The 13,334-nt window shown below is 73.4% G+C and carries 11 protein-coding genes and 1 tRNA gene; 7 read left to right on the top strand and 5 right to left on the bottom strand.

The features are described 5' to 3' along the window. Positions 1 to 26: 26 nt before the first annotated feature. Complete coding sequence (locus D459_RS0126290) at positions 27 to 938, top strand: alpha/beta hydrolase (protein WP_017595982.1); 912 nt, start codon at positions 27 to 29, stop codon at positions 936 to 938. A gap of 153 nt (positions 939 to 1,091) precedes the next feature. On the opposite strand, the gene D459_RS0126285 is transcribed toward D459_RS0126290, so the two are convergent. Both D459_RS0126285 and D459_RS0126280 read right to left on the bottom strand, forming a co-directional pair. Then, a complete protein-coding gene (locus tag D459_RS0126285; protein ID WP_017595981.1) occupies positions 1,092 to 3,704 on the bottom strand; it encodes a hypothetical protein in 2,613 nt (870 codons plus the stop codon). A 185-nt stretch (positions 3,705 to 3,889) separates the two neighbouring features. After that, positions 3,890 to 3,963 (bottom strand) — tRNA-Ile (locus D459_RS0126280). 292 nt (positions 3,964 to 4,255) lie between these two features. On the opposite strand from D459_RS0126280, the gene D459_RS34750 reads away from it, so the two are divergent. Beyond that, the gene (locus tag D459_RS34750; protein WP_161634180.1) at positions 4,256 to 4,687 is read left to right on the top strand and encodes a copper chaperone PCu(A)C; all 432 of its coding nucleotides are present in this window, start codon (positions 4,256 to 4,258) and stop codon (positions 4,685 to 4,687) included. Between the two features lie 428 nt (positions 4,688 to 5,115). On the opposite strand, the gene D459_RS0126270 is transcribed toward D459_RS34750, so the two are convergent. Together D459_RS0126270 and D459_RS0126265 are read right to left on the bottom strand one after the other, a co-directional pair. Further along, the gene (locus D459_RS0126270) at positions 5,116 to 5,331 is read right to left on the bottom strand and encodes a hypothetical protein (protein ID WP_017595979.1); all 216 of its coding nucleotides are present in this window, start codon (positions 5,329 to 5,331) and stop codon (positions 5,116 to 5,118) included. Between the two features lie 31 nt (positions 5,332 to 5,362). Further along, positions 5,363 to 5,797 (bottom strand): hypothetical protein, encoded by a 435-nt coding sequence (locus tag D459_RS0126265; protein ID WP_017595978.1) that lies wholly within the window; start codon positions 5,795 to 5,797, stop codon positions 5,363 to 5,365. A gap of 178 nt (positions 5,798 to 5,975) precedes the next feature. Here D459_RS0126265 and D459_RS0126260 point away from each other — a divergent pair, with 178 nt between their 5' ends. From D459_RS0126260 to D459_RS0126250, 3 genes are all read left to right on the top strand, one after another. Next, on the top strand, positions 5,976 to 6,833 hold the full coding sequence (locus D459_RS0126260; protein ID WP_017595977.1) for a helix-turn-helix domain-containing protein: 858 nt from the start codon (positions 5,976 to 5,978) through the stop codon (positions 6,831 to 6,833). Between the two features lie 9 nt (positions 6,834 to 6,842). Further along, positions 6,843 to 7,031 (top strand): DUF397 domain-containing protein, encoded by a 189-nt coding sequence (locus D459_RS0126255; RefSeq protein WP_017595976.1) that lies wholly within the window; start codon positions 6,843 to 6,845, stop codon positions 7,029 to 7,031. 327 nt (positions 7,032 to 7,358) lie between these two features. Further along, positions 7,359 to 8,348 carry a malate dehydrogenase gene (locus D459_RS0126250; protein ID WP_017595975.1) on the top strand — a complete coding sequence of 330 codons (990 nt, stop codon included), beginning with the start codon at positions 7,359 to 7,361 and terminating at the stop codon, positions 8,346 to 8,348. A 63-nt stretch (positions 8,349 to 8,411) separates the two neighbouring features. Here D459_RS0126250 and D459_RS0126245 read toward each other — a convergent pair whose 3' ends face one another. Then, on the bottom strand, positions 8,412 to 9,017 hold the full coding sequence (locus tag D459_RS0126245) for a TetR/AcrR family transcriptional regulator (protein WP_017595974.1): 606 nt from the start codon (positions 9,015 to 9,017) through the stop codon (positions 8,412 to 8,414). A 132-nt stretch (positions 9,018 to 9,149) separates the two neighbouring features. Between D459_RS0126245 and D459_RS0126240 the strand changes: the two genes are divergently transcribed. Then, the gene (locus tag D459_RS0126240) at positions 9,150 to 10,541 is read left to right on the top strand and encodes a carboxypeptidase regulatory-like domain-containing protein (RefSeq protein WP_051065550.1); all 1,392 of its coding nucleotides are present in this window, start codon (positions 9,150 to 9,152) and stop codon (positions 10,539 to 10,541) included. A 10-nt stretch (positions 10,542 to 10,551) separates the two neighbouring features. Continuing rightward, positions 10,552 to 13,071 carry a DEAD/DEAH box helicase gene (locus tag D459_RS0126235; protein WP_017595972.1) on the top strand — a complete coding sequence of 840 codons (2,520 nt, stop codon included), beginning with the start codon at positions 10,552 to 10,554 and terminating at the stop codon, positions 13,069 to 13,071. The last annotated feature ends 263 nt before the right edge of the window (positions 13,072 to 13,334 follow it).

Genomic DNA, 13,334 nt, shown 5'->3' with positions numbered 1-13,334 from the left:
CCGAAAACCCGCTCCCACTGCACCGAATGAGCCGTTCAGAAAGGAACTCCGCCATTTCCGCTTTTCCGACCACCACCCGCATCACCGCCTCCGAGCAGGAGCGCACCGCCGTCCGGGAGCTGCTCACCTCCGGTGCGCTGTTCTCCGCGGCGCTGCCGGACGGCGCCGGCACCGAGCCGCTGCTCCCGGAGACCGGGGGCGTGCCCTGCGACTGGATCGACGCCGACCGGACCGGCATCGGCGCCGGTGTGCTGCTGTACGTGCACGGCGGCGGGTTCGAGCACGAGAACCCGGCGCTGGAGCGGGTGATGGCGCACCGGCTGTCCCGGGCCGCCGGACGGCCCGCGCTGCGCGCCGGCTACCGACTCGCCCCGGAGCACCCGTTCCCCGCCCCGGTGCAGGACGTGGCGGCGGTCTACCGCGCCCTGCTCGCCCAGGGGGTCCCGGCGCCGCGGATCGTCCTCTTCGGGGAGTCGGCCGGCGCCACCCTGGTGCTGTCGGCGCTGCTGGTGCTCAAGGAGGAGGGGACCCCGCTCCCGGCCGGCGCGGTCGCGGCCTCGGGGCTGAACGACCTCACCGGTTCCGCCCCGTCCATCACCGCCAACGAGGGCCGGGACCTGCTCCCCGCCTCGGCCCTCGGCCACATCGTCCCGCAGTACCTGGCCAGCGCGGCACCGGACCGGGCGCCCCAGTCGCCGCTCCACGGCGACCTGCGCGGGCTGCCCCCGCTGCTCCTCCCGGTCGGCGGGGACGAGCTCTTCCTGGACGACACCCTCCGCCTCGCCGCCTCCGCCGCGGAGGCCGGAACGGACGCCTCCGTCGACCTGTACGAGGGCATGCCGCACGCCTTCCACGCCGCGGCCCTCGCCGAGGCCCCGCCGCCCACCGCCCGCACCTTCCTCGACCGCCTCCGCTCCTGGACCGCCCGGCTGGGCTGAGCCGCGCCCGCGGCGCCGGGCCGGTCCCCGGCGCCGCGGGCCGGGATCGCCCCGGCGCCGGAGGCGGCCCGCGCCCCGTCGAGGGTGTTCTCCGGGTGCCCGGACCCGGGCTCGTGGATCCGCCCCGCAAGATCCCCGGGCGACCCGCGCGGGTCAGCCGGCGCGGTCGGCGCGGACCCGCTGCACCAGCTCCTCCCGGCCGCGCAGGAGTCCGGCGGTGGCGGCCACCGCCCGGACCACGCCCGTACGGACCGGTCCGTGCGCCACCCCGGGCAGCCGCTCGTCCAGGGTGCGGAGCACGCCTTCCCCACCGCCGGCCAGGTGCGCCTCCAGCAGGGCCCGGGCCTCGTCGGGGCCGGCGCCGCGCAGGGCCCGGGAGGAGTCCGGGTCGCGGGGGCGGAGGAAGTGCCAGAAGCCGACCGGCGGGTAGAACGGCAGACTTCCCCTGGTCCGCTCGCGGCGCAGGGCGGGAGCGGCGAGCACCTCCCACTGGAGGGTGCCGTCCTCCGCCGAGTAGCAGCAGGCCTCCTCGTCGTGGGCGGTGTCGCGCCCCTGGGTGACGACGAGGTCGGTGCCGGTGCCGGGGAAGCGCAGGATCGCGTAGGGGGCGCCCATCGCGCGCGGGCGGTGGTGCAGGGCGCGGCGGCCGTCGGCCCCCTCGATGACGTAGTCGTCGGAGTAGGGGCCGGGGCGGTCGGTGGCGGCGGCGATGCGGAACCCGGAGAGCCCGCCGGCGTGGCCGAGCGGCGAGTCCACCCCCTCCGGGAGCCGGACCAGGGACAGGTTCCTGCCGTCCCAGCGCATGCCGTCGCCCGGGCCGCCGGCGAAGAAGCCGGGCAGGCTCGGGTCCAGCTCAAGGCCGCTCCCGGTCCAGGCGTACCAGTCGGAAGAGCCGATCCCGTGCTCGCCGAACCAGGCGGTGGCGCCGTCGGTCATCTGCTCGCCCTGGTAGTGCAGCGGGCTCGGCCGGAACCGGTATCCGGACCACTCGCTCCTGGAGTAGGCCGAGTACTCCAGGCTCCAGTCGAACACCTCCCAGTCCTGCTCCCGGTCCGGCACGAAGGCCTCATCGGGCCGGTCGGACCAGTACGCCGTCCCCGGCCGCCCGCCGACCCCGGCGACGAGGAAGCGGCCGTCCAGGTGGCGTACCACCGGGGGGCTCCCCTGCTCCGTCCCCTCCGCCGGGGGCAGGTCGAGCTCGGCCAGGCGCCCGGTGTGGTCCACGGCGATCGCGCGGTCCCGCCCCACCAGGGTGAGGGTCGGCCAGGAGGGGCAGAGGCGGAGCACCGCGTCCGGGCCGCCGAGTTCGGCGACGGCCGCGTCGAAGGCCGGCCAGCCCAGCTCCTCGGGCAGCCCGGAGCGCAGGGCGCGCAGCAGCGGGCCGGCCGGGTCGACGGCGGCCAGGTCGTCCTCGATCCCCTCCAGCGCCGCGACGGCGGCGGCGTCCAGCAGGCTGTCCAGGGTGCGCAGGCTGTCGGCGGCCCGGGGCAGGCCGGCGCCGCCGAGCTCGCCGATGAGGCGCTCGGCCCGGGAGCGCACCATGGGGACCAGCTCCGGCACCTCCGGGAAGAGCCCGACGGCGCTGCGCGCACCGGTGCGCACCGTGTCGTGCGGGTCGCGGTGGTAGCGGGAGACCTGCCGCTCCGCGCGCGGCCCCAGCACCGGGTGGGCGAACAGGGCGCTCAGGTGCGGGCCCTCGAGGTAGGAGAACTCCATGCCGCGCGCCGGGATCCGCACCGGGACCCCCTCGGCCAGGCAGGCGGCGAGGAACGCGGCGTCGAGCGTGCTGTAGGACACCTCCGAGGACCAGGTGTCGATCGGGTGCCCCTCCTCCCGCAGCCGCGGGGCCAGGCGGGGGAGGATGCCGTACAGCTCGGCCGGCATCCGCTGCGCCATGACCCCCTGCCCGCTGCGCACGTGCTTGTGCAGCCGGCTGAACCGCTGCAGCCAGCCCGCCACCCCGCCCTCGGGGGTGATCTCACCGCGGACCAGGGCGTCGACCGCCCCGGAGGCGTCGAGCAGGTGCAGCCACGCGCCGCCGTCGTTCTTCGAGTATCGGCCAGGCGGGAACAGCTCCCAGAACGCGGCGAGGTGCTCCGTTGAGGGGCGGGTCTTGGCGAACACCTTGGCCGCGCCCTTGAACAGGGCCGCCGGGACGTCGGCGCCCCGGGACGCGGCCAGCAGCCCGGCGAGGGCCCGGGCCTGCTCCTCCGCTCCCACCCCGGCGGCCTTGGCGCTCTTGGCCAGAAGACCGTGGGCGTTGGCCGCCGGGGCGCTGCCCCCGGCGGCGCGGGCGGTCATCAGCTCGAGGAGGGCCGGGTAGGCGCGCTGCGGAGGAAGGGTCTCGGCGATCCACTTCTGGAAGGCACGCACCTCCTTGGCGGGCAGGGCCCCGCGGCGGGCCATGAAGAGGGCCTGCCCGGTGTGGTGCTCCGTATCGATGGGCAGCCCGTAGTCGGCCTCGGCCTGCCTGGCCTTGGCATAGGCACGGGCCGCGGCCCACAGGCACTTGGGGCCGCCCATCAGGAGCAGCCCCTGCACGACGCTGTCCCAGAACCAGGGTTCGAGCTCCGGCGGCAGGTTCTTCGCGTAGTAGTGCTCCATCGAGCGGAGGAACCCGTCGGCCCGGTGGTGGGCACCGGGCAGCCCCTCGCGCATCCCTTCCAGGGCCTCTTCCGCGGCGGTGAGGGAGGCGGGGCGGTTCTTCCGCGCCCAGTCGGTCAGCAGGCCGACTTCGGCATGGGAGCCGGGGATCGTGAACGTCATGCCCGGATGGTGGCAGGGGCCGGGGACAGCCCGAGGCGGAGGCGGCCCAGCAGCCGAACTTCAGCACGTATTCGACACGGCCGACCGGATGAGGCCGCATCCGGCCGTGGTCGGCCGCACATGGCGCAAGAACGCCGTTGACCTGTCTCAGCAGGTCAACGGCGTTTTTCCGTGTTCAGGGCAGGTAGGGCGGGCGGGGCTCGAACCCGCGACCCAGGGATTATGAGTCCCCTGCTCTGACCAGCTGAGCTACCGCCCCGGGAATCGCCTGCACAGTAGGCGATCCACAAGCGGAGCCGAGTCTAGCGCAGTAGCACGACGGTGACACAGCGGAGGTTCCCCCGACGACCGAACGTGAAGGGAGGCTCTCCGCGGTCATGTCCGCCGACGCGGGTTCCGGGGCTCTGGGCCGCTTCCCGGGGGCCGGGGAACGCGAGAGGGCCGACCGGGAGAGCCTGCCGGGCGGCTCCTTTGGGCCGGGCCGGTCGCCGTCTTCTCTGCTTTATAGGGTCGCCGCGGGGGGCAAGGGGCCTCCGGTGAGGGAGGTGTTCGTGGCGACGGAAGGCGCGCCCGCGCAGAGCCTCTGGGCCTCCAGGATGAACGCCCGGCACATCGGACCCGTGGACGGGAGCTTCTGGGTCCGGTGGCTGCCCGGTGCCCTGCCCGCGGCCGGCTACATCACGCTCCGGAACACCGGCGGCGAGGACGCCGAGGTCGTCAAGGTCCTGAGCCCCGACTACCGGAAGGTCGCGGTCCGCCGGACGGTGGACCGCGGCGAGGGCTCCGAGCCGGTCGATCTCGACACGTTCACCGTCCCCGCCGGGGGCGAGTTCGCGATGGCGCCGGGCCGCTGCCGCCTCGTACTGGAGGAGCCGTTCCGCCCCGTCGCACCCGGCGACGAGGTCCGCGTGATGTTCATCCTCGGGAACCACCTGCGGGTCAGGGTCAGGTTCCCCGTCCGCGCCTCCGCGGAAATGCGCTGACGCCGCCCGGCCTCCACCGCCTGGGGCGACGAGGCACCGGCACCCGCCAGGACGCCGCCTTCATCGACGGCGTCCCCGGCGGCCCCGGGCCCGCCCGGGGCGTGGAGACGTCCCGGGCGGGCGGTGGCCGGCCTCTTCGTCCTTCTCAGGCAGGTGCCGGCCGGGTCGGCGCCGGGTTCCCCTTTCCGGCGCGCGGGCGGTTCAGGTGCGCGGTGGCTCGCCCCGCCCGCCACCCGGCCGGAGCGGCGGGGTGGTGCGGCGGGCGGGGTGCTCTTCCGCTGCGGTTTCCCAGGTGAGGCCGGTGACAGACTCGTGTGCGTCGGAGTGGCCGGCGGTGCGGGCGCAGGAGTGCGGGTGGCCGGGGAGCCATGCCCCGCACCGGGTGGGCTCCGCCGTCACCGGCTCCTGAGGGGGCGGGTGTCGCCGCGTCACCGCCCGCCCCTTTGCGGGTGGAGCATGCCGCGGGCGGTGGCGATGGCCGAAGCGAGCCGGGTGAGGTAGGCGGCGGCGTCCGGGCCGGCGAGCAGCACCTCGATCTCGGGGGCGAGGACGAGGGCCACGGCGCGGGCCTCGGGGGCGGGTTCGGCGCGGACGGCGTCCGGGCGCGGGACGCGGATGACGGCGCGGTTCTCGGCGGAGGTCATCGGACCGCCCGCCCTTCCTCTGCGCGGTGGTTCATGCCGCTGCCGCCTCTCGGATCATCCGGGCCAGCAGGCGCTGCTCAGAGGCGCGGGCCATGGCGGCGGCCTGCGGGTCGACGGCGTAGGGGCGGATGCGGGGCGGCGGGACGAACTCGATGAGCAGCCGGTCGAGTTCGGTCACTTCGGAGGCGGCGAGCACGACGCCGTCGTCGACGAGGGAGCGGGCGACATAGCAGGCGGCGGTCTCGGGTTCGTAGGCCAGGGACCAGCGGGCGGCGTGGCGCACGGTGGCGTCGCACAGGGCGTTGTAGTCGGGGGCCTGGTCGGCGTAGGGGCGGGGGCGCGGCGCCGAGCCGCCGCCCCCGCCCCCGCCGCCTTCTTCCGGGCGGGCGTGCCGGCCGCGCCGGGACGCGGGGGGAGGGATGAGCCGCAGCAGCGCGGCCGCAGCGATCAGGAACGAGAGTCGCATGGCGAACTCCTGGTGATGGGCCGCTGGATGGAAGCGGCGTGGATGAATGCCCTTCTATGATGAACTTAGGAATCCAATCTTTGCAAGCACGAGAACGAAATCCGAACCCAGGTTTCCGAAAGATGCCCTTGTGCGTAGATCGCCGTACGATCGACCTACCACCGTGCGAAGAGGTGCCATGACCAGGAGATTCAGCCCCACAGTCCGCCGCCGGCGCCTGTCTGCCGCCCTCCGCGCCTACCGCCACTCCAGCGGCAAGACCATCGAGCAGGCCGCCGATGACCTGGAGTGGAGCCGCGGCCGCCTCGCTCACATGGAGGGCAACAAGTGGACGCGCCCCGACGTCGGGAACATCCGACAGCTCCTCGACCTCTATGAAGTCCACGACGAGGAAGAACGCGAGGCCATCCTCAACCTGGCTCGCCAGAGCAGGGAGCGCGGGTGGTGGACCAAGTTCCGCGATGTCTTCGGCAGTGACTCACTGGTCGGCTTCGAGGGTGAGGCGTCGGTCATCTCGACCTACCAGCCGATCGTCATCCCCGGCCTGTTGCAGACCGAGGGCTACGCCACCGCGTCCGTGCGCGCCGGACTGAACGCCTCCTCCGGCGACGTGCCGCGCATGGTCGAGGCCCGGCTCGCACGGCAGGAGATCTTGGTCGGCGACCAGACACCGACAGTGTGGGCGATCATCGACGAATCGTGCATCCGCCGCCTCCCCTCAGCAGACGATGTGGCGGCCGACCAGCTCCGCCACCTCATCGACACCGCAGAGGACCCCGACAACGGGATCACCGTTCAGGTACTGCCGTTCACGGCAGGGCTCCATCCGGGGATCTCCGGGCCGTTCGTGATCTTGGATTTCCCGAACGAGCTCGATTCGTCCCTGGTGTTCTTGGAGGCACGGACAGACGGCCTGTTCCTGGAGGAGCCCGACGAGGTGGCCGAATACCGGCACGTGTTCGACCATCTTCAGGTGACCGCCCTCTCGGCCGCCGAATCGGTGACGCTCATGAAGTCCCTGTACAACGACCTGTAGAGAGCCGACATGCATTCATCCGACCTGAACTTCCGCAAGTCCAGCTACAGCAGCACCAACCGCGATTGCGTCGAGGTCGCCGACTTCGTCGGCGGGGCCGCGGTCCGCGATACGCAGAACAGGACGCTCGGCCACCTGGAGTTCCCTACGACCGAGTGGCGCGCCTTCCTGGAAGAGGTCCGCTGCGGCGATCTGTAGCCGCGGCATGAAGGAGGGGCCCCGCCGCGCGGCGGGGCCCCTCTGCATTCATCCAAGGACCAGGGTACTCGGGCGGGCGGCCTCCGCCTACCCGCCCCGATCGGCCGGACCCGGCCGCTCGGACGATAGGGAACGGCCCTGGCGGCCGTCGGCTTGCCGGGAAGGGGGCTCCCGGGGCGGGCCCGGGGCTGGAGCAATAGGGTGGGGGCGGTGGGTCGCCTGGTGGGCGCGCGGGTGCGGGTTCGGCCGGGGGCGGCCGCCGTGCCGTGGCGAACCGCGGAGTAACATCGCGGGTCGCACCTACGTAGCCAGGAGAAGAAGAAGGTCATGGCCCAAGTACCCGTCAATGTCACCGTCACCGGTGCCGCCGGGCAGATCGGTTACGCGCTGCTCTTCCGTATCGCCTCCGGTCAGCTGCTCGGCCCGGACACCCCGGTCAAGCTCCGCCTGCTGGAGATCCCGCAGGCCGTGAAGGCCGCCGAGGGCACCGCGATGGAGCTCGACGACTGCGCGTTCCCGCTGCTCCAGGGGATCGACATCTTCGACGACGCCCGGCAGGCCTTCGAGGGGAGCAACGTCGCCCTGCTGGTGGGCGCGCGCCCGCGGACCAAGGGCATGGAGCGCGGCGACCTGCTGGAGGCCAACGGCGGGATCTTCAAGCCGCAGGGCGAGGCGATCAACGCCGGCGCCGCCGACGACATCCGCGTGCTGGTGGTCGGCAACCCGGCCAACACCAACGCGCTCATCGCCCAGGCGCACGCCCCGGACGTCCCGGCCGAGCGGTTCACCGCGATGACCCGGCTGGACCACAACCGGGCGCTGACCCAGCTGGCCAAGAAGCTGGGCGTGACGGTCAACGACATCAAGAAGCTGACCATCTGGGGCAACCACTCCGCCACCCAGTACCCGGACATCTTCCACGCCGAGGTCAACGGCACCACCGGGGCCAAGGCGGTGGACGACCAGTCCTGGCTGGAGAACGACTTCATCCCGACGGTCGCCAAGCGCGGCGCGGCGATCATCGAGGCGCGCGGCGCCTCTTCGGCCGCCTCCGCCGCCAACGCCGCCATCGACCACGTCCACGACTGGGTCAACGGCACCCCGGAGGGCGACTGGACCTCGGCGGCCATCCCGTCGGACGGCTCCTACGGCGTCCCCGAGGGCCTCATCTCCTCCTTCCCGGTCGTCTCCAAGAACGGCAAGTGGGAGATCGTGCAGGGCCTCGACATCGACGAGTTCTCCCGCGGGCGCATCGACGCCTCGGTCCAGGAGCTGGTCGAGGAGCGCGAGGCGGTGCGCAAGCTCGGCCTGGTCTGAGCCTGCCGCGACCGCTCGGGCGCGTCCCCTCCGCCGGGGGCGCGCCCTTCGGCGTCTCCGGGGTCAGTCCTGCGGCGGGGCCAGCCCGGCCTCCACCCGGTCGAACGCCTCGCCGAGCAGCCGGAGCACGTCGCCCTCCTCCGGGTCCTCCTGCCAGGCGTTCACCGCCGCCTGCATCGCGGCGACCGACACCGAGGCGACCACGTGCAGGTAGAGCCGGGGCGCCTGCGGGCCGAGGCGCCGGGCCAGGCCCTCGGTGAGCGCCCGGCGCAGCGACCGGGTGGCCGCGACGCCGCGGTGCGCCAGGGCGGGGTGGCGGCGGAGCAGGGCGGCCTCCTCCCTCCAGGTGGGCCCGGCGACCGCGCGGCCGATCGCCGCCTCCAGCACCGCGCGCACCGCCTGCTGCGGCCGCTCGTGCCCGGGGCGCTCGGCGACCTCCCGGGCGAACCGCTCGCAGTCGTCCCGGGTGAACGGGAGGAGCGTCTCCTCCTTGGCGGCGAAGTAGTTGAAGAAGGTGCGCGGGGAGACGCCCGCCTCGGCGCAGATCTCCTCGACGGTGACCGCCTCCGGGCCGCGCTCGGAGAAGAGCCGGACCGCCGCGGTGCGCAGCGCCGCGCGGGTCATCCGCTTCTTCCGTTCGCGCAGGCCCTCCGGGCCGTCCTTCGGCATCGGCCGCCCCTCTCGCTCCACCGAAGATTACACTACTGCATTTTTGCAGTACTGCAGGTTCGGCTCTATGGTGGGATGATCCCCCGTTCTGCGCCGTCCCCTCCCCGTGCCCCGTGAACCCCGAGGTGAGCCTTGCCCGCTGAGACCGTGCCGCCCTCCGACACCGCCTCTACCGCCCTGCAGACCGTGAAGACCCTGGCCAACGCGCTGTGGTTCCCGGTGCTCTTCGCCGTCGGCTTCATGTTCTGCTACCTGCTGCCGTTCCACAGCCCGCACCCGCGCGAGCTGCCGGTGGCGGTCCAGGGCGGCGAGGCCGCGGCCGCCGTCTCGGTGGCGCTGGAGGAGGCGGCCCCCGGCGGGTTCGACGTCACCCCGGTCGACGACGCCGAGCGCGCGGTGCACGACCGCGACGCCGTCGCCGGCTACTCCCCCGCCGGCCACGAGCTCGTCGTGGCCGGCTCGCTCGGCGCCGCCCTGGAGCAGACCGCGGTGGCCGCCTTCACCCCGGTCGCCGCGCACGACGGCGCCGAACTGAAGATCACCGACACCGCACCCGCCGCCCCCGGCGACGGGATGGGCATGTCGCTGTTCTACCTGGTGCTGACCTGGACTCTGACCGGCTACATCGCGGTGCTGATGCTGTCCGCGCACGCGCCGGCCATGCGCCGCGGCGGCAAGCTGCTCGCGGTGCTCGGCTTCGGCGCCTTCACCTCGGCGTTCTGCTACGCGGTGGCGGTCTCGATCGACGCGATCCCGCACGACCTGCGGGTCGTCCCGATCGCCTTCCTGCTCACCCAGGCGGTCTCCTGGACCTGCCTGGGCCTGGCCCCGTTCGTCACCAAGTGGCTGCCGGGCGTGGCGATGTCACTGTTCGTGCTGCTCAGCATGCCCTCCAGCGGCGGGGCGATCCCGCTGCCGATGGTCCCGGAGTTCTTCCAGGCGCTGCACCCGGTGCTGCCGATGGGCCGCGCCCTGGACGCGATCCGCGCCGTGCTCTACTTCGACGGCGCCGGGCTGCTCCCCGCGCTGGCGGTGCTCGGCGGCTGGCTGGCACTGGGCGCCGCGCTGCTGGCCGCCGCGACCTGGCGGGACCGCTCGCGCCGGCGCACCGCCGCGGCCGCCGGGGACCCCGACCGGTTCCCCGGCGCCCCGCTCTCCCTGATCGGCCGGGTGACCGACGAGGCGGGCACCCCCGTCGCCGGCGCCGTGGTCGGCGTGGTGGACCCCTCCGGCACGCAGATCGCCGTACTGGAGAGCCGCGCCGACGGCTCCTACCTCGGCCGCGGCCTGCCGGAGGGCCGACTCACCCTGCTGGTGTCCGCTCCCGGCCACGCCCCGCGGGCGTCCCGGATCCCGATGGCCCGCGACGGCCTGGTCCAGCTGGACTTCGCGCTGCCCGCGGAGGGCGCGCCGTCCGGCCGCGTCCCCGTCGCGGACGGCCCGCCGCCGGTGTCCGGCCGGCACATCCGGACGGACGCCCGCCCGGACCGGCGCCGCGGCGGAATGGATCGCGAGGTGTCCTGAAGAGGGCAGTATGGAGAGCGTGAGTCTCATCGATCTTCTTCCGGCCCGGCCCGAGCCCGACACCGTCTACGAGGCCTTCGCCTCCTGGGCCGAGGAGCGTGGCCTCACCCTCTACCCGCACCAGGAAGAGGCCCTGATCGAGGTGGTCTCGGGGAGCAACGTCATCCTGAGCACCCCCACCGGGTCGGGCAAGAGCCTGGTGGCGGCGGGGGCGCTGTTCGCCGCGCTGGCCCGGGACGAGTGCGCCTTCTACACCGCCCCGATCAAGGCCCTGGTGTCGGAGAAGTTCTTCGACCTGTGCGCGATGTTCGGCACCGAGAACGTCGGCATGATGACCGGCGACGCCAGCGTCAACGCCGACGCCCCGATCATCTGCTGCACCGCCGAGGTGCTGGCCAACATCGCGCTGCGGGACGGCTCCGACGCCGACATCGGCACCGTGGTGATGGACGAGTTCCACTTCTACGGCGACCCGGAGCGCGGCTGGGCCTGGCAGGTGCCGCTGCTGGAGCTGCCCCAGGCCCAGTTCCTGCTGATGTCGGCGACGCTGGGCGACGTCACCCGGTTCGAGGACGACCTGACCCGGCGCACCGGCCGCACCACCTCCGTGGTCAGCTCCGCGGAGCGCCCGGTCCCGCTCTACTACGACTACCGGAAGACCCCGCTGCACGAGACCCTGGAGGAGCTCCTGGAGAACCGGGAGGCCCCCATCTACATCGTGCACTTCACCCAGGCCCAGGCGGTCGAGCGCGCCCAGTCGCTGACCAGCATCAACATGTGCACCCGGGCGGAGAAGGACGCGATCGCCAATGAGATCGGGAACTTCCGGTTCACCACCCGGTTCGGCCGGAACCTCTCCCGGTACGTGCGGCACGGCATCGGCGTGCACCACGCGGGCATGCTGCCCAAGTACCGGCGGCTGGTGGAGCGGCTGGCCCAGGCCGGGCTGCTCAAGGTCATCTGCGGCACCGACACCCTGGGGGTGGGGGTGAACGTGCCGATCCGCACGGTGCTGTTCACCGCGCTCAGCAAGTACGACGGCACCCGGGTGCGCCGGCTCGGCGCGCGGGAGTTCCACCAGATCGCCGGGCGGGCCGGGCGGGCCGGCTTCGACACCGTGGGCAAGGTCGTCGCCCAGGCCCCCGAGCACGTGGTGGAGAACGAGAAGGCGCTGGCCAAGGCGGGCGACGACCCGAAGAAGCGGCGCAAGGTGGTGCGCAAGAAGGCGCCCGAGGGCTTCGTCGGCTGGGACCAGTCCACCTTCGAGAAGCTGATCGCCGCCTCCCCCGAGCCGCTGAAGTCCCGGTTCAAGGTGAGCAACGCGATGCTGCTCAGCGTCATCGCCCGCCCTGGCGACTGCTTCGCCGGGATGCGCCACCTGCTCACCGACAACCACGAGGACCGGGCGTCGCAGCGGCGGCAGATCAGCGAGGCGATCGCGATCTACCGGTCGCTGATCGACGGCGGCATCGTGGAGCGGATCCCCGAGCCCGGTCCGGACGGCCGCACCGCCCGGCTCACCGTCGACCTGCAGCCCGACTTCGCGCTGAACCAGCCGCTGTCCACCTTCTCGCTGGCCGCGTTCGAGCTGCTGGACCGGGAGTCGCCGGAGTACCCGCTGGACGTGCTCAGCGTCGTCGAGGCGACCCTGGACGACCCCCGGCAGATCCTCGGCGCGCAGCTGAACAAGGCCCGCGGGGAGGCCGTCGCCGAGATGAAGGCCGACGGCATCGAGTACGAGGAGCGGATGGAGCGGCTGGAGGAGATCGAGTACCCCAAGCCGCTGGAGGAGCTGCTCGACCACGCCTACCAGGTGTACCGGCGCGGGCACCCGTGGGTCGGCGACCACCCGCTGCGGCCCAAGTCGATCGCGCGCGACCTGTACGAGCGGGCGATGACCTTCACCGAGTACGTCGGCTTCTACGAGCTGGCCCGCTCCGAGGGGCTGGTGCTGCGCTACCTGGCCGGCGCCTACAAGGCGCTCGCCCAGACCGTCCCGGAGGACGCCCGCACCGAGGAGCTGCGCGACCTGATCGAGTGGCTCGGCGAGCTGGTCCGCCAGGTCGACTCCAGCCTGCTGGACGAGTGGGAGCAGCTGACCAACCCGCAGGAGGACGAGGAGCGGGAGTCGGCCCTGGAGGAGCGGCACAAGCCGGTCACCGCCAACACCCGCGCGTTCCGGGTGCTGGTCCGCAACGAGATGTTCCGCCGGGTCGAGCTGGCCGCGCTGCGCCGCTACACCGAGCTGGGCCGCCTCGACGGCGAGGGCGGCTGGGACGCCGAGGAGTGGCGGGAGGCGCTGGAGGAGTACTACGCCGAGCACGAGTCGATCGGCACCGGCCCCGACGCCCGCGGCCCCAAGCTGCTGCTGATCGAGGAGGTCCCGGAGGACGCCCTGTGGCGGGTCCGCCAGGTCTTCGAGGACCCGGCGGGCGACCGCGACTGGGGGATCAGCGCCGAGGTCGACCTGACCGCCTCCGACGAGGAGGGCCACGCGGTGCTCCAGGTGACCGGCGTCGACAGGATGTGACCCGCGGACCCGCGGGTCCGCGGGTCCGCGGGTCCGCGGGTCCGCCCCAGGGCGATGATCTCGACGTTGCGGCCCCATCAGAGCGCCTCGTCGGCAAGCGGCCGTTGCACCGAGGATCCCGGGAAGGGCCGAGGGACGGGAGGATCCCCGTCCGGGCGCGGCGCCTCGCGGAGCGGGGGTTCAAGCAGGCGGCGACGGCGGGGAGGGGGACCGGCCGGTCGGTCCGGCGCGGCGCCCCGCAGAGCGAAGGTCAAGACCAACGG

This window comes from Nocardiopsis potens DSM 45234 (assembly GCF_000341105.1).
GTDB classification, from domain to species: domain Bacteria; phylum Actinomycetota; class Actinomycetes; order Streptosporangiales; family Streptosporangiaceae; genus Nocardiopsis_A; species Nocardiopsis_A potens.
The sequence above is the reverse complement of the archived record's forward strand: the minus strand, read 5'-3'. Positions and strand labels throughout refer to the sequence as shown.

Coding starts and splice junctions, on each gene's coding strand:
- D459_RS0126245 (WP_017595974.1), bottom strand. CDS start 9,017: ATGCCGAAGGACGGCCCGGAGGGCCTGCGCGAACGGAAGAAGCGGATG.
- D459_RS0126285 (WP_017595981.1), bottom strand. CDS start 3,704: ATGACGTTCACGATCCCCGGCTCCCATGCCGAAGTCGGCCTGCTGACC.
- D459_RS0126270 (WP_017595979.1), bottom strand. CDS start 5,331: ATGACCTCCGCCGAGAACCGCGCCGTCATCCGCGTCCCGCGCCCGGAC.
- D459_RS0126235 (WP_017595972.1), top strand. CDS start 10,552: ATGGAGAGCGTGAGTCTCATCGATCTTCTTCCGGCCCGGCCCGAGCCC.
- D459_RS0126250 (WP_017595975.1), top strand. CDS start 7,359: ATGGCCCAAGTACCCGTCAATGTCACCGTCACCGGTGCCGCCGGGCAG.
- D459_RS0126290 (WP_017595982.1), top strand. CDS start 27: ATGAGCCGTTCAGAAAGGAACTCCGCCATTTCCGCTTTTCCGACCACC.
- D459_RS0126260 (WP_017595977.1), top strand. CDS start 5,976: ATGACCAGGAGATTCAGCCCCACAGTCCGCCGCCGGCGCCTGTCTGCC.
- D459_RS0126255 (WP_017595976.1), top strand. CDS start 6,843: ATGCATTCATCCGACCTGAACTTCCGCAAGTCCAGCTACAGCAGCACC.
- D459_RS0126265 (WP_017595978.1), bottom strand. CDS start 5,797: ATGCGACTCTCGTTCCTGATCGCTGCGGCCGCGCTGCTGCGGCTCATC.